Annotated in this window: 15 protein-coding genes and 1 riboswitch; of the genes, 12 read left to right on the plus strand and 3 right to left on the minus strand. The window is 40.4% G+C overall.

What is annotated here, in order from left to right; translation table 11 throughout:
- The first annotated feature begins 28 nt into the window (after window positions 1–28).
- The 6 genes from ACFSY7_RS00350 to ACFSY7_RS00375 all read left to right on the plus strand — a co-directional run bounded on the left by ACFSY7_RS00350 (window position 29) and on the right by ACFSY7_RS00375 (window position 6,757).
- A complete protein-coding gene (locus ACFSY7_RS00350) occupies window positions 29–619 on the plus strand; it encodes a hypothetical protein (RefSeq protein WP_380146421.1) in 591 nt (196 codons plus the stop codon).
- 18 nt (window positions 620–637) lie between these two features.
- The gene (ybaK, locus tag ACFSY7_RS00355; RefSeq protein WP_020189018.1) at window positions 638–1,129 is read left to right on the plus strand and encodes a Cys-tRNA(Pro) deacylase; all 492 of its coding nucleotides are present in this window, start codon (window positions 638–640) and stop codon (window positions 1,127–1,129) included.
- 99 nt (window positions 1,130–1,228) lie between these two features.
- Window positions 1,229–1,858 carry a YczE/YyaS/YitT family protein gene (locus ACFSY7_RS00360; RefSeq protein ID WP_020189019.1) on the plus strand — a complete coding sequence of 210 codons (630 nt, stop codon included), beginning with the start codon at window positions 1,229–1,231 and terminating at the stop codon, window positions 1,856–1,858.
- A gap of 211 nt (window positions 1,859–2,069) precedes the next feature.
- Window positions 2,070–4,190 carry a peptidase M6 gene (locus ACFSY7_RS00365; RefSeq protein ID WP_380146422.1) on the plus strand — a complete coding sequence of 707 codons (2,121 nt, stop codon included), beginning with the start codon at window positions 2,070–2,072 and terminating at the stop codon, window positions 4,188–4,190.
- Between the two features lie 167 nt (window positions 4,191–4,357).
- Entirely contained in the window at window positions 4,358–5,557 is a 1,200-nt protein-coding gene (locus ACFSY7_RS00370) for a glycine C-acetyltransferase (RefSeq protein ID WP_380146423.1), read from the plus strand.
- Window positions 5,558–5,782: 225 nt separating this feature from the next.
- On the plus strand, window positions 5,783–6,757 hold the full coding sequence (locus tag ACFSY7_RS00375; RefSeq protein ID WP_380146424.1) for an RNA-guided endonuclease TnpB family protein: 975 nt from the start codon (window positions 5,783–5,785) through the stop codon (window positions 6,755–6,757).
- A 126-nt stretch (window positions 6,758–6,883) separates the two neighbouring features.
- Here the strand turns inward: ACFSY7_RS00375 and ACFSY7_RS00380 are convergent, their stop codons facing one another.
- Window positions 6,884–7,186: a hypothetical protein gene (locus ACFSY7_RS00380; protein WP_380146425.1), complete on the minus strand. Its 303-nt coding sequence runs from the start codon at window positions 7,184–7,186 to the stop codon at window positions 6,884–6,886.
- A gap of 12 nt (window positions 7,187–7,198) precedes the next feature.
- Complete coding sequence (locus ACFSY7_RS00385) at window positions 7,199–8,365, minus strand: pyridoxal phosphate-dependent aminotransferase (protein WP_380146426.1); 1,167 nt, start codon at window positions 8,363–8,365, stop codon at window positions 7,199–7,201.
- 104 nt (window positions 8,366–8,469) lie between these two features.
- Between ACFSY7_RS00385 and ACFSY7_RS00390 the strand changes: the two genes are divergently transcribed.
- The 5 genes from ACFSY7_RS00390 (at window position 8,470) to ACFSY7_RS00410 (ending at window position 13,493) form a co-directional block, all read left to right on the plus strand.
- On the plus strand, window positions 8,470–9,261 hold the full coding sequence (locus ACFSY7_RS00390; RefSeq protein ID WP_020189023.1) for a carbon-nitrogen family hydrolase: 792 nt from the start codon (window positions 8,470–8,472) through the stop codon (window positions 9,259–9,261).
- A gap of 82 nt (window positions 9,262–9,343) precedes the next feature.
- Window positions 9,344–9,444: riboswitch (SAM riboswitch) on the plus strand.
- Between the two features lie 86 nt (window positions 9,445–9,530).
- On the plus strand, window positions 9,531–10,532 hold the full coding sequence (locus tag ACFSY7_RS00395) for a methionine ABC transporter ATP-binding protein (RefSeq protein ID WP_020189024.1): 1,002 nt from the start codon (window positions 9,531–9,533) through the stop codon (window positions 10,530–10,532).
- A 1-nt stretch (window position 10,533) separates the two neighbouring features.
- Complete coding sequence (locus ACFSY7_RS00400) at window positions 10,534–11,223, plus strand: methionine ABC transporter permease (protein ID WP_020189025.1); 690 nt, start codon at window positions 10,534–10,536, stop codon at window positions 11,221–11,223.
- 12 nt (window positions 11,224–11,235) lie between these two features.
- Window positions 11,236–12,069 carry a MetQ/NlpA family ABC transporter substrate-binding protein gene (locus ACFSY7_RS00405; RefSeq protein ID WP_020189026.1) on the plus strand — a complete coding sequence of 278 codons (834 nt, stop codon included), beginning with the start codon at window positions 11,236–11,238 and terminating at the stop codon, window positions 12,067–12,069.
- A 473-nt stretch (window positions 12,070–12,542) separates the two neighbouring features.
- Window positions 12,543–13,493, plus strand: coding sequence for an L-threonine 3-dehydrogenase (locus tag ACFSY7_RS00410; RefSeq protein WP_380146427.1), 951 nt, complete (start codon window positions 12,543–12,545; stop codon window positions 13,491–13,493).
- A gap of 170 nt (window positions 13,494–13,663) precedes the next feature.
- On the opposite strand, the gene ACFSY7_RS00415 is transcribed toward ACFSY7_RS00410, so the two are convergent.
- Complete coding sequence (locus ACFSY7_RS00415; protein ID WP_020189028.1) at window positions 13,664–13,984, minus strand: general stress protein; 321 nt, start codon at window positions 13,982–13,984, stop codon at window positions 13,664–13,666.
- Between the two features lie 220 nt (window positions 13,985–14,204).
- Between ACFSY7_RS00415 and ACFSY7_RS00420 the strand changes: the two genes are divergently transcribed.
- Complete coding sequence (locus ACFSY7_RS00420; protein ID WP_380146429.1) at window positions 14,205–15,821, plus strand: long-chain fatty acid--CoA ligase; 1,617 nt, start codon at window positions 14,205–14,207, stop codon at window positions 15,819–15,821.
- The last annotated feature ends 128 nt before the right edge of the window (window positions 15,822–15,949 follow it).

Genomic DNA, 15,949 nt, shown 5'->3' on the forward strand with positions numbered 1-15,949 from the left:
ATCTGAATAGTGGAAAGAGGTGGACGATATGAAATTAGCAGCAATCCTAAATAATCGCTATACGGAGATTGAAAACCGGAAACGTGTGTTAAAACAAAAAAACGCAGACGAGGCATATAAGAAAAATGCGCAATATTTTCAGCCAAAATCAAATCCGGCACTCGACGAATTAGTCGATTTATTAACAGGAAAAAAAGAGCACCAGGCAAAACCAGCCTTGCAGCAAGCTATTCGTGAATTGCAGGAGAAGACACCAAATTATCCTGAAATTCATGACGTAGTCGCAATGGCAAGCGACGAGGAAGCAGTCGATATTTTAAAGCGTGTGCAGCAATCCGCTTTATCAAGCGACAATCCAACAGCACAGGACTTGCAAGTAGCTCAGTCTGCAGCTGACTATATCGCACAAAACACACAGTTCACTACTAACTCAGACAGCATCGATGCTACATCTAAGAAAAATGTGGACAGTTTAATAGTGCAACCAACTGAGCAGCAGTATAAAGAAACGATTCGTAATCGCTTGTTTGAACAGGCGGCGTCGAAATATCAATTCCAAGTACAGATGGCTCGTAGTGGATTCCGATTTGATGAACCAATGTTTTATCACATTGCGTAATGAAGGAAGTGTACGATTTTGGCAAAGCAAAAAATTCATAAGACCAATGCAGTACGACTGCTAGATCAACAAAAAATCCCGTATCATTTGCAGGAATATGAAGTGAATGAAGACCATTTAGACGGTGTGACAGCGGCGAAAGAAGTTGGGCAGCCAGTTGAAAAAGTGTTTAAAACACTCGTTGCGAAATCAACGAAAGGTCAGCTCTATGTTTTTGTGATTCCAGTCGCTAAGGAGCTCGATTTGAAGAAAGCTGCAAAGGCCGTACATGAGAAAAAAATAGAAATGCTTCATGTCAAAGATTTATTGGCAAATACAGGCTACATTCGTGGAGGCTGTTCACCAATTGGCATGAAGAAACATTATCCAACGTTTGTGGATGAAGCTGTAAAGCAAGTGGAGGAAGTATTAGTGAGCGCCGGAAAACGTGGGATGCAATTATGCTTAACACCCGACAATCTAGTGACAGCTGCAAAGGCCGAAATTGTTGATATTACCGTTGATATTTAAGTCATCGTTTGATACAATTGTCGAGTTGCAGTTGAACATATGGCTGCGACATGGAATATTCCTTGTCGCAGCTTTTTTATATAGAAAGAAGGATGTCGTGTGAGAAAAGAGTTCGCAATCCGCTGGCTATTTTTCTTCATTGGGATTATGTTTATCGGTTTGGGCATCGCTCTAACGATTCGTGGACAGCGCTATGGTGTTGGTTCATGGGATGTTTTACACATCGGCATGTTTTATCACTTTGGATTATCAGTTGGTGCTTGGTCGATCATTATTGGCCTCGTGATTATCGCTTTAACAGCGATTTTATTAAAACGCCTGCCACGAATTGGCACGTTTATGAATATGATTTTTTGCGGCGTATTTTTAGATTTCTTTAATAGCATTTTACCAGCAGCACATACACCATTAACGCAGTTTGGTTGTTTTGTGCTTGGTATCGTTGGTATCGCAGTAGGATGCGGTGTTTATGTATCAACGAATCTTGGCGAAGGTCCCCGAGATAGTTTAATGATGATTGCTGTTGAAAAATTACATGTCAGCATTACGGTTGCGCGTACAGCAATGGAGATTTTCGCGGCAGGGCTTGGCTATATTATGGGTGGTCCAGTAGGTATCGGTACGATTATTATGGTATTTGCACTCGGTCCAATCATTCAAGTTGTACTGCCAGTAAGCCGCCGTATATTAGCGCATTTTATTAAAGAACCGACACTAATGTATAAATAATGTATAAGGAAAGTTATCCACAGATAATCTTCCTTATACATTTTTTCATTTTATCCACATGTGGATAACTTTTCACCTACAGTTCATTTATATTTCGCAAGTCGAAAGAAATACAAAATAATTAAAAAAACACATATATTAGCTTATTTTTCAGAAAATTCCGAAATGATAAAATAATATAGTGAAACATTACTCGAAAGGTGGGCTTTATGTGCAAAAAGGTAAAAAGTGGCGATCGTTATTATTAGCAGGTGCATTACTAACATCTTTATTAACACCAGTTGCAGGGGCAAGTGCGGCAACAACGGACAAAGACTTGAAGAACTTCGATACAGAACGTTACGGGGATGTCATCTCCATTGACCCATATTTAGACAAGTTATCAAAAGATGCAGATTTTAACGCAAAACTGAAAAAAAGACTTCAAGCGCAAGCTGATGAAGCACAAACAAAAGCAACATCGGATAATGATAGTGATTTTACGTATGACGGTGGAACGAAAAAATTCTTAACGAATAATCTTTCATTAAAAGATTTTACGATGCGTAGTGTGGGCGACAATGTGGAAATTTGGGTAGCACATGACTTGTCTTATGGACCAGACAATCCACGTGAAGCAGATGTTGTGACGCAAGCACAGGTGGACAAACTTCGTGATGAGTTTGAGTCAAATATTTATCCGAAAGTGACGGATTTCTTCGGTACACCAGATGCATTAGATGGCTCAAAAGCGAGACTGCCAGGACAAATTGGTTTACCAGCAGATTATTATGAAGGCTCAGACAAGGTCATCATCCTTGTGGATAACGTGCAAGATGAGGGCTGGAACAATCCAGATTATCCATTCTTTGTAGCAGGCTTCTATTGGCAAACAATTGAAAACTACATTAACCGTAATATCGTGACAATTGATACAAATAGCTGGGATACGCGCTTAGAAGAAACATTTTATGGTACAACAATTCATGAATTACAGCATTTAATTCAAGCAGACCATGACCCATCAGAAGAATCTTGGTTGAATGAAGGTTTCTCGACATTCTCTGAATACTTAGGTGGCTATGGTGGTCCAGATAGCTCGATTAACTTCTTCTTAGACCACCCGGAAAATTCACTTGTAAACTGGGATGAGCATGCGACTGCTACAACAGGACCTGAAACGATTGCCGATTATGGTCAAGTATACTTATTCACACAATATTTATATGACAAATTCGGTCATGATTTCATTAAAGAAATCGCAACAGATGGCGAGCGTCAAGGCATGGAAAGTGTAGACCATGCGCTGCGTGAACGCGGTACGACGTTTACAAAAGTATACCAAGATTTCCAAACAGCTGTGGCGCTAGATGATAAGTCAGTAAGCTCGAAATATGATATTGATAGCGTAGATTTACGTAACTTACCGGTAGACCGCGCTGGCACAAAACGTGGCAAAACGGTCGATTATGAATCAGCTAAAACTTATGAAAAAGAAGGCGTTCCGGCATGGGGCGGCGACTTTAAATCATTCGACTTTACAAAAGAAGTACAGGGCTTACGCTTCAACGGTGCAGACTTCTTACCACTTGAATGGACGACTGTGACAGATCCTGTGACAGGCAGTGGCAATGTTTTATGGGGCGGTAAGGGCTCACAAGCAGATCATGAAATGATTTTTGCGGCAGACTTAACGAAAGCGACAAATCCAACGCTAACATTCCAAAATCTATATGCGATTGAAGATGCATGGGATTATGGTGTTGTTCAAGTATCAACGGATAACGGCCAAACGTGGGAGAGCTTATCAAATATCAATACACGTACAGATGTTGATGAGCAGGGTTATCCAAAAATCAAAGAAAATGTACCTGGCTTCACTGGTTCAGTAGAAACATGGCAAAATGAAGCCTTTGATTTATCAAAATACAAAGGCCAAAATGTTTTAGTATCATTCCGTTACTTAACAGACTGGGGTACAGAAGAAAAAGGCTGGTTCGTCAAAGATATTAAAATTGATGAGGCAGGCGTGTCGATTAATGGGGATTCAACGACTGGCTTAACGACGCAATCAGCGCTCAATAAAGACTATGTTAAATTCTTAACGACATTCATCCAAACGAAGAAAAACGGTAAAACAAAAGTAGAACAAGTAGACCCTTATGATGTGACGGAAACAAAAGCGCTTCAATTAAACAATATGTTAAAAGAGGGCAATGTCAAAATGATTACGACATATGCAGCAAATCCTGGTGATATTAAACCAGTAGACTTCACATATGAAGTATTGTTTAAAGAAAAGAAAGACAAGCCAAATAAAGGCAAGGGTAAAGGACCGAAATGGGCACGTTAAGCTAGATAAAAGCATCTCACAATCGTGAGATGCTTTTTTAATGTTTTTTTGAGAGAGACAAATGTAGTATTTATAATAACTTTTCAAAGCACAAATAAAAAAATGTACGTTTGAAATGAACATTGTCAGAAAAGTATGTTAGAATAGGAGCAACTGAACGGGAAAGGATGATTTGTGTGTCAAAAATTTTAAATACATTCGTAGATGAAAACTTACAAGCATTAAAAGAACAAGGCTTATACAATGAAATTGACCCTGTAGAAGGTGCGAACGGTCCGGTCATTACCATTCGCGGTAAGCAGCTCATTAACCTATCGTCAAATAACTATTTAGGCCTTGCGACAAACGAAGATTTAAAAGCGGTAGCGCAAAAAACAATCGCAACCTATGGCGTGGGTGCCGGTGCAGTACGTACGATTAATGGGACGCTTGATTTACATGTGAAGCTAGAAGAAAAACTCGCTGAATTTAAAGGAACAGAAGCGGCGATTAGCTATCAATCTGGTTTCAACTGTAATATGGCGGCGATTTCTGCTGTGATGGATAAAAACGATGCTATTTTATCTGACCAATTAAATCATGCCTCTATCATTGATGGTTGTCGTTTATCAAAAGCGAAAATCATCGCGTTCAATCACTCGGATATGGAAGACCTTCGCAATAAGGCCAAAGAAGCAACTGAATCGGGCTTGTACAACAAAATCATGGTCATCACAGATGGCGTCTTTTCAATGGATGGCGACATTGCGAAACTACCAGAAATCGTCGAAATCGCAAAAGAATTCGATTTAATTACGTATGTTGATGACGCACATGGCTCAGGTGTAACGGGTAAGGGGAAAGGAACGGTTAAACATTTTGGTCTACAAAATGAAATCGACTTCCAAATCGGTACATTATCAAAAGCCATCGGTGTTGTCGGTGGCTACGTAGCAGGAAAACAAAATGTTATTGATTGGCTGAAAGTACGCTCTCGTCCATTCTTATTCTCAACAGCACTACCACCAGCAGACGTTGCAGCGATTACAGCGGCTGTTCAAATGATCATCGATTCAACAGAGCTTCATGATAAGCTATGGGACAATGGCGATTATTTAAAAGCAGGCCTTCAAAAGTTAGGATTTAATATCGGACACTCTGAAACGCCAATCACACCATGTATTATCGGTGATGAAACACTGACACAACAATTCTCAAAACGCCTTATTGAAGAGGGCGTTTATGCGAAATCAATCGTGTTCCCAACCGTTCCAAAAGGGACAGGACGTGTGCGTAATATGCCAACTGCGGCGCATACAAAAGAAATGCTAGATGAGGCCATTGCCATTTACGAAAAAGTCGGGAAAGAACTAGGCGTTATTTCCTGAAAAGAGAAAGTGCGCTAACGCGATGAATCTAAAAAGAAAAACACTTTCAAAGGAGGTAAGCTCTTTGGAAGTGTTTTTTTATCATTTCTTCGCAGAATACCCCTCCCTCAAAGAACGTAGTGAGTAGGGAGGGGATGAATGCGAACCCAATGATTCTGCCAGTACTAATTTGTTGAAAAGAACATCCGTTCCCGTTATACTATTCGAAAAAAGGAGGTGTCTGCCATGTCACATAAAGCGTATAAATTCCGTATCTATCCAAATAAAGACCAACAAGCATTGATTCATCAAACACATGGTCATTGCCGTTTTGTGTACAACTATTTCCTTGAACGTTGGAATACTTCTTATGAAGAAGAAGGAAAAGGGTTGAATCGTTCCATTATGTCCAAAATGCTCACAAAGCTGAAAAAACAAGAGGATACGGCATGGCTACGCAACGTAGATAGTGTGGCATTACAAGCCTCTTATGAAAATTTAATAGACGCTTTTCAACGTTTCTTTCAAANAACGATTAAATACAATGCGAGTGGTACGTTTTACGTGTCTGTCCAATGCGAAGTACCAGACTTTAAGCCATTGCCTCAAACAAATGAAGCTGTAGGAATTGATTTAGGTATCACTGATTTTGCGATTCTGTCTAATGGACGTAAAGTGGATAACCAACGCTTTACAGCCAAAATGGAGCAGAAGTTAAAACGTGAGCAACGCAAGTTATCACGTCGCTACGAGCAAGCGAAAAAAGAGGGTCGTGATTTACGTGAGTGCATGAACTATCAAAAGCAACGTCGTAGAGTGGCTCGTTTGCGTGAGCGTGTTGCGTTTCAACGAGAAGATTTTTTGAATAAACTGTCAACGGCATTGATTCGTCATTATGACGTCATCTGTCTTGAAGACTTGAACACAAAAGGCATGTTGAAAAATCGTAAGTTAGCGAAAGCGATTAGTGATGTGTCATGGTCTTCTTTTGTACAAAAACTGATGTATAAGGCGAAATGGTTCGGTAGAAAAATTGTTGAAATCGACAGATTCTTCCCATCGAGCCAAATTTGTCATGCCTGTGGTCATCGAGATGGCAAGAAAACATTGGATATTCGTGAGTGGACTTGTCCATCTTGTGATACGACACTAGACCGAGATATTAATGCAAGTAAGAATATCTTAATCGAAGGGTTGAGACTTTTAAAGCAACAACCGTAGGAACGACGGGGATAGCCTACTAAAAAAAGTGAAGCCGCTGTTTCGAGCAACTGGAAACAAGCAAGCACTGTTCGTAGGAATCTCCCACTTCAAGCAACGTTCGAAGAACGGCTAAGTGGGGGTAGTTCAATCCTTAGCTTTAATGTCCTTATACGCCTTTGGTGAAACAGCGTACATAATTTTACCGGCAACAATGGCGATAACGGCCACGAGTAAAATTTGAATGATAAATTCAAAAAATGAATTTACCGGTAATTTCAGGCGTAGCATGACCATGAATGCTAAAAAGACACCAAGCGTTGTGCCAAAACCATAAATGAAAACGACTTTCTTTTTATCTTGATTGCCAAGCTGGTTTAGAACATAGCGCTGTGTCGCAATGCTTATAAAGCCAACAAAGGCACTAATAATTAATGAAATGATAACCACAAGTGTCACCTCTTAAGCGAATAGATTAAGTGTGGCGATGCGCTCCATTGCTTCGTGAATACGGGCCTCATCAACGAGTAAACCGACGCGAACATAGCCCTCGCCGTGCTCACCAAAGCCATTACCAGCAGCAACGGCAACATTGGCTTTAGCAAGCAGTACATCCGCAAATTCCTCGCTTGTCATACCATTTGGCACAGGTAGCCATGCAAAGAAGCTACCAGCCGGAATGGTAATATCCCAGCCGATTTTTGCGGCAGCCTCTTTTAAAGCATGACGACGCGATTCATAAATCGCTAGCTGCTCTGTCACACATTGCTGTGAGGAGGTTAGCGCCACGGCACCGGCATGCTGAATAGCAGGGAATAGACTGCAATAGAGATGGTCCTGAATAAGATTTAAGCCAGCAATCATGTCGCGATTTCCGACTGCAAAGCCAACGCGCCAGCCGGCCATATTATACGTTTTTGATAGCGTATAAAATTCAACACCGATCTCTTTAGCGCCCGCGGTTTGCAGGAAGCTTGGTGGACGAATGCCATCATAGCCAAGTGAACCATAGGCGAAATCATGCATCACTGCAATATCATGCTCCTTGGCTAATGCGACGGTTTCAGCGAAAAATTCGGGTGTTGCAACAGCGCCTGTAGGATTGTTTGGATAGTTGATATACAAAAGCTTTGCAGCCTGTTTTTGTGCCGGAGTTAATGCATTGTAGTCCGGTAAAAACTGATTGTCAGCCGTTAGTGGCATCGTTTCAAATTGGATATTGGCTAGTGCTACACCGGATAAATAATCAGGGTACCCTGGATCAGGTAATAGCATCGTATCACCGTCATCTAGCATAACCATTGGCAATTCCACTAAGCCTGCTTTGGCACCGAATAAAATGGCGACTTCCGTATTAGGGTCAATATCGACATCGTATTCACGTTTATAAAATGTGGCGATTGCCTCTTTAAACTCTACTGTACCACGAAATGGTGAATATTTGTGCATGCTAGGGTCAGCGGTTGCTTGTTGCATCGCCTCAATAATATGTGTTGGTGTTGGACGGTCTGGGTTCCCTTGTCCTAAGTTAATGACATCGCGTCCTTCTGCCACTGCTTCTGCCACATTTTTTGATAGCTTCGCGAAAAATTGCTCAGGAAGTTGTTGCATCTTTTTTGATAATTTCATGTAGGTGCCTCCAAAAATAATCTATTGTATAATAGAAAGAAATATTCTGAAAATTATTCTCATAGTAGACCTTTTTCAGAAAAATGTCTATAGGTGGTGTCGTGATGAAATTAGGCTGTATTCAATTTAAAGTCGCAACAGGCGATGTAGAAAAAAACTATGCACGCGTAAATGAATTAGTACGCGAAGCACACGCAAAAGGTGCAGAGCTCGTTGTTTTACCAGAGATGTGGAATTCAAGCTATGCACTGAAAAAATTAGACGAGCTAGCAGATCCAAATGGTGAGCGCGCAAAGAAATTTTTAAGTGAGCTTGCGAAGGAGTTAGGCATTCATATCGTTGGTGGCTCTGTTTCGACGAAAAAAGGCGACAAATTTTATAATACGATGCTTGTGTTTAATAAAGACGGTGAGCAGGTTGGTGAATACGACAAAGCACATTTATTCCGCTTGATGGATGAGCATTTATATTTAGCAGCGGGCTCAGGACAAAATAATTTCAAATTAGGTGACTTAGATGCGGCGGGTGTCATTTGCTATGATATTCGTTTTCCAGAATGGCTACGCCTCCATGCGCTAAACGGTGCGAAGGTCATTTTCGTTTCGGCACAGTGGCCAACACCTCGCATTGATCATTGGAAAACATTATTACAAGCGCGTGCGATTGAAAATCAATGCTTTATCGTTGCGGTAAATCGTACAAGTCATAAGCCGGAAAACTTTAACGGCAACTCAATGGTGATTGAACCATGGGGGGAAGTGTTATGGACGGGTGATGCAGAGGAAGAGCTAGCGATTGTCGATGTTGATTTTGATAAGGTCGACGAGGTACGTAAAAAAATTCCCGTGTATGATGACCGTCGCCCAGAGCTATATCAAGATATTTTGAAAAATTAATTTTTTTCTGAAAATATATTGACAATGGACGTAAAAAGAAATACTATTGATGACATAATCATAAAAACAACTAAATAACTAGGATTTATCAAGAGCGACGGAGGGATAGGCCCGATGATGTCCAGCAACCCCCATTATGGGAAGGTGCTAATTCCTACAGAATGTATTTCTGAAAGATAAATAACGTTTATAATAGAAAGCGTCTTTCAGAGGAAAGGCGCTTTTTTGTTTTCTGAAAAAGTAATTTTACAAGAATAAGAGGTATGCGCATGATTGAAATAAACAATGTCTCAAAAGTATATCGAGCAAAGAAAAAAGAAGTTATCGGTGTAGATAATGTCAATCTTACAATTAATGACGGCGAAATATTCGGAATAGTCGGATATTCTGGTGCCGGGAAGAGTTCATTATTACGTTGCATCAATTTATTGGAGCAGCCAACAGATGGTGAGATTTTAGTTGATGGCCAAAATTTAATGACACTATCAGGTAAAGAACTACGGCAGGCACGCCTAAAAATCGGTATGATTTTTCAGCATTTCCACTTGATTGACCAAAAGACAGTCGGTGAAAATATTGAGTTTTCATTAAAGGCTGCGAATGTCGCAAAAGACAAACGCGAAGCGCGCATTAAGGAACTACTCACAATGGTTGGGCTGTCTGATAAGAAGGACGTTTTTCCCGGTCAGCTATCAGGTGGTCAAAAGCAACGTGTAGGTATCGCAAGAGCGTTAGCGAACGAACCAACGATTTTATTATGTGATGAAGCCACATCCGCACTCGACCCGACGACAACGACAGCCATTTTAAAATTATTGAAAAAAATTAATCGTGAGCTTGGTATCACCATTGTCTTAATTACGCATGAGATGGAAGTAGTCAAAGAGATTTGTGACCGCATGGCAATTATGCAAAACGGACGTGTTGTCGAGCATGGCAGTGTGTACGATATTTTTGCCAATCCAACAAATCCATTAACGCAGGAATTTATCGGCAGTGTTGTGTCCTTTGATATTCCATCAGAAATTATGCATACATTTAATGGCACTATCGTCAAAGTATTATTTAAGGGCGATACCGCAGGGCAAGGAATTATTTCCGATATGCTACAGCAATTTGAAGTACGAGGAAATTTCCTTCACGGTACGATTGAGTACATACAAGAGCGTCCACTCGGCATCTTCATCATGGAATTAATCGGTGACGGACAAGATATTAACCGCGCCATCACGTATATGGAATCTCGCGGTGTAACAGTGGAGGTGCAGTAATATGTTTGATTTCGCTCATTTTACATCGATGCTCCCAGACATTTGGACATCCTTTGGCCAAACGCTATTAATGGTCGGCATTTCATTAGTAGTCGTACTCGTTATTGGGTTGCCACTTGGCTTATTATTATTCATCACAAGTCATGGGTTTTTCGCCGTACGTAACTCCGGCAAAAAGGTAAATCGCATCGTCAATAATGTGTTAAGTTTTGTAATTAACTTTGTGCGCTCGATTCCATACATTATTTTATTAGTCGCACTTATTCCGTTAACTAAAGTGCTTATTGGTGACACAACAGGTCCACTCGCTGTGAGTGTTTCGTTATCTGTTGCGGCCATTCCATTTTTCGCACGACTTGTCGAAACATCATTAAAAGAAATTAGTAAGGGGGTTATCGAAGCGGCAATCGCAGCAGGTGCCTCTCCTTGGTTAATCATCAAGGAAGTATTATTACCAGAAGCAAAATCAGGGATTATTCAAGGCATTACGATGACAATCATTAGCTTGATTGCGTACTCTGCGATGGCAGGTACAATCGGCGGCGGTGGTGTCGGAGACTTAGCGATTCGCTTCGGTTACTATCGCTATGACGATACGATTATGATTGCGACGATTGTTATTTTAGTTATTCTCGTTCAGGCTGTACAAATCTTGGGCGATACGATAGCAAAAAAAGTGAATAGAAAATAGGGGGATTTGAATATGAAAAAGTGGTTAGTAGCAGTTTTGTTAGTTATTGTGACCGCAGCACTTGCGGCGTGTGGTAGCGGTGACGCGAAAGATACAGACAAGGAAACAACATCAAAAGAAATTACAATCGGTGCAACAGCCGGTCCATATAGCGATATGCTGAAAAAGGCCATTGTTCCAGGTCTTGAGGAGAAAGGCTACAAAGTAACATTAAAAGAATTCAGTGATTATATCCAACCAAACAATGCATTAGATAACGGCGATATTGATGCCAACCTATTCCAGCACTCTGTATACTTAGAAAACTTCAATAAAGAAAATGATACAAAATTAAAAGCATTAATTATCGTGCCAACAGCTCCAATGGGCTTCTTTTCTGAAAAATATAAAACGATTGATGAATTACCAGAAGGCGCTAAAATCTCAATTGCAAATGACCCATCAAACTTAGCACGTACGCTGAAATCATTAAAAGAACAAGGCTTAATCGAAATTAGCGACGATGTAGATCCATTAGTCGCGTCAACAAAAGATATTACGAAAAATCCGAAAAACTTTGAGTTTAAAGAAATCGAAGCGGCTGGCTTACCACGCGCAATCGAAACATCTGATTTAGCGGGTGTCCCAGGAAACTTCGCATTAGCAGCCAACTTAAACTTAGAAGATGCGGTATTTTTAGAAGATATGCCAGATCAATTCCGTAATGTTGTCGCAGTACGCGAGGCAGACGAGAATTCACAGTTATCAAAAGATATTAAAGCCGTAGTTGAATCAGCAGATTTCGAAAAAACAATCGATACAGAATTTAAAGGCTTTGGTAAACCAGACTGGATGAAAAAGAAATAACATGTAGTACAAGCATGGCTGGGACAAAACATGTCATTTTCTTTTTTAGCGTTCGCAACGAAAAACCGGAACTGCGCTGTAGCGCGGTTCCGGTTTTTCTTATGCTCATATGAACGGTTGTTTTTATACGTATGTCCCAGCCTCGTTTTTTTGTAAAAAATGAAAATATGTCTAAAGTGTGACGTTGGATACCTGCCAAAGGAAAGCGTTTTCTTAATGTATGCTATGCTATTTACCTACCTTTAAAACTAAATTATTTTACGTCTAAATGCTTATGTCTTTTAAAATATGTGTTTTTTGAGAATACAAATATTGTTTTCTTAAAGAATACATTATATAATATAAAAAACAAAAAACATTGATAAAACAGCGTTTGTAAAGATATTTTTGTACATCTAGAAAATACATTTGTTTTTATTTTATATATGTGTTTTCTGAAAATACATTTGTAAGCTGTAAGAGGAGGAAAAGAAATGAAGAAAATCATGATAACAGGTGCTTGTGGTCAAATCGGTTCAGAGCTAGTAGAGAAGTTGCGTGTGGAGTATGGGACAGAAAATGTTCTTGCGACAGATATTCGCAAACCGGTAAGCTCTTCGGGGCCATTTGAAGTGCTTGATGTCATGGATGCTGAACGCATGTATGACATCGCAAACGCTTTTGGCGCAGATACATTAATGCATATGGCTGCTCTTCTTTCTGCCACTGCTGAAAAAGATCCAGTATTTGCCTGGAACTTAAATATGGGTGGCTTAATGAACGCTCTTGAAACGGCTCGTAAATTAAACCTACAATTCTTCACACCAAGCTCAATCGGCGCATTTGGTCCATCAACACCAAAGGACAATACACCGCAAGATACGCTACAACGTCCAACGACGATGTATGGCGTCAATAAAGTAGCGGGTGAATTACTATGTGATTACTATTACACGCATTTCGGCGTGGATACGCGCGGTGTCCGTTTCCCAGGCTTAATTTCAAATGTGACGCCTCCGGGTGGTGGTACGACAGATTATGCAGTCGACATTTATTATCAAGCTGTAGAGAAAGGTCACTATACATCTTATATTGCGGAAGGTACGTATATGGATATGATGTATATGCCAGATGCACTGCAAGCGATTGTTGATTTAATGGAAGCAGATAGTAACACACTCGTTCACCGTAATGCATTCAATATTACAGCGATGAGCTTTACACCAGAGCAAATCGCCGCATCAATTCAAAAAGTAATGCCAAACTTCACGATGGACTACGATGTCGACCCAGCGCGTCAGGCAATTGCAGATAGTTGGCCAAATTCTTTAGATGATAGTGCTGCAAAAGCGGAATGGGGCTTTAAAGCAGCCTATGATTTAGATAAAATGACAGTCGATATGCTTGAAAAATTACGCCGTAAATTATATCGCACAGCTTCATAACGATAAATTGAAAAAGAGGCTGGGACAAAACACGTCATTTTCCTTTTTTAGTGTTCGCAACGAAAAACCGGAACCGCGCTACAGCGCGATTCCGGTTTTTCTTATGCTCATTATGAACGGTTGTTTTTATGCGTATGTCAAAGCCTCTTTTGATTGCTTAAAAGTACTGTTTATTTTGTCGCCACAACGACTAATTTCCCCGCATCCAAATGTACATCGAGTGCGTTTGCCTGCTCATCGGTAACGCCAAGTGACATGAGCTGTGTTCGTAGTTCAGATTCTCGGGACGTAAATAAATTTTTAACACTGTTCATAACACCTTGTTCGGCTACGCCAACCTGTGAAATATGTAATGCTTTGGCGATATCATCAGCGCGATCCTCATACCGTGAAAAAACATAAATTTGGTCTCGTTCAAAGCCTTCTTTCAATAATAAATCAACTTGATTCTTTAAACGTACAGCATTTTCAACAACAAAATAATTCATCATAAAAACCTCTCCTTTGTCTTGCTATAGTTTTTTGTTCCCGTTTTATAACGTAAGATAAACGGCTCAAAAGAAAAAACGTAAATTTTCTCTATAAGTTAATTAAAATTCTATAAAAATAAAATATTTTCTAAAAATTCTGGATTTTTAACGAATAATTTTATACACTATTTTATACAGGATTTGGTAATCTTGACAACAATGCTTAGGGGGATGGTTAACGATGATGGATACACAACTAGTATTAAATGGTTTTGTAAAACGGGTCGAGACGTACTTTCCGCATAAAGAAATCGTATCACGTACATCAGCGGACAAGATTCACCGCTTAACGTATAAAGATTTCGCGACTCGTACACGTAAGTTGGCGTCAGCATTAGAAAAAATAGGGATGACAAAAGGGATGAAGGTAGGGAGCTTTGCGTGGAATCAGCATCGCCACTTAGAAGCTTATTTTGCAGTGCCATGTACAGGTGCAGTGCTACATATGATTAATATTCGGCTGGCAGATGAACACTTAGAATACATTATTAATCATGCACAGGACGAAATTTTATTAGTCGATATTGATTTATTTGAAACGATTGAGCGTATTCTACCGAAACTAACAACGGTTAAACAGATTGTCGTGATGAGTGACTCAGATGATTTACCAGAAAGCCAGTTTAGTGCGCTTTATTCATATGAAAAGTTACTAGCTGAGGCACCGGATGATTATCAATTCCCGACAGACTTAGATGAAAATTTACCAGCCGCAATGTGTTATACAAGTGCCACAACAGGCTTCCCTAAGGGCGTCGTGTATACACACCGAGGGCTTGTGCTACACGCCATTAATTTAGGGTTAGTCGATTCATTTGGCTTATCTGAGCGTTCAGTGGCACTACCGGTCGTGCCGATGTTCCATGTAAATGCATGGGGGATTCCGTTTGCATCGGTGAACTTTGGTGCAAAGCTGGTGTTACCAGGGCCCAACTTTACGTCGCACACATTGATTGACTTAATTGAAGAAGAACGTGTGACATTCACTGCAGGTGTTCCGACAATTTGGATGGGTGTGCTACAGGAACTTGAAAAAACACCGCGAGATATGTCATCACTTGAAATGGTCGCAGCAGGGGGCTCTGCATCACCGCCCGCACTGATTCAAAAATTCACGCATAAATTTGGCATTCCATATAAAACGGTGTACGGTATGACAGAAACGTCACCGATTGTATCTGTGGCGGCTTTAACATCTGAAATGGATGATTGGAGCGAAGAAGAAAAAATCGCCGCCTTATCTACACAGGGCCTAACAGTGCCTTTAATTGAAACGGAAATCATTAACGAGGACGGCGAAGTGCCAGCGGATGGCCAAACGATGGGTGAGCTGCGTATTCGTGGCCCGTGGATTTCAAGTGAATATTATAACGATGAGCGCACGATTGATGCGTATCGCGATGGCTGGTTATATACAGGTGATATTGCGGTGCGTACGCCACAGGGGAATATTAAAATTACCGACCGTACGAAGGACTTAATTAAATCGGGTGGTGAATGGATTTCATCAGTGGACCTTGAAAATGCGCTAATGGCACATGATGCGGTATTTGAAGCAGCAGTCATTGCAATTCCACATATTAAATGGCAGGAGCGACCACTTGCATGCGTCGTATTACAAGAAGGTTATGACACCTCTGTGAAGGAAGAGCTTAAAACCTTTTTAGCGACACAAGTAGCAAAATGGTGGATGCCAGATGATATTGTGTTCGTACGAGAAATTCCAAAAACATCGGTTGGGAAATTCTTAAAGGCCAAATTACGTGATGATATGAAGGATTACCAACTGACACCATAATAAAAAGAAGGCATCTCCTAGTGTTGAAGTGACCCCTAATTGTTAGACACGGTTATTTTGTTTAAGCAGCTTGTATAAAATGAGTTCGGTATTGTACCGGGCTCATTTTTAATTTTGCCTTAATTCGT

Source organism: Kurthia populi (assembly GCF_042686175.1).
Classification (GTDB): domain Bacteria; phylum Bacillota; class Bacilli; order Bacillales_A; family Planococcaceae; genus Kurthia; species Kurthia populi.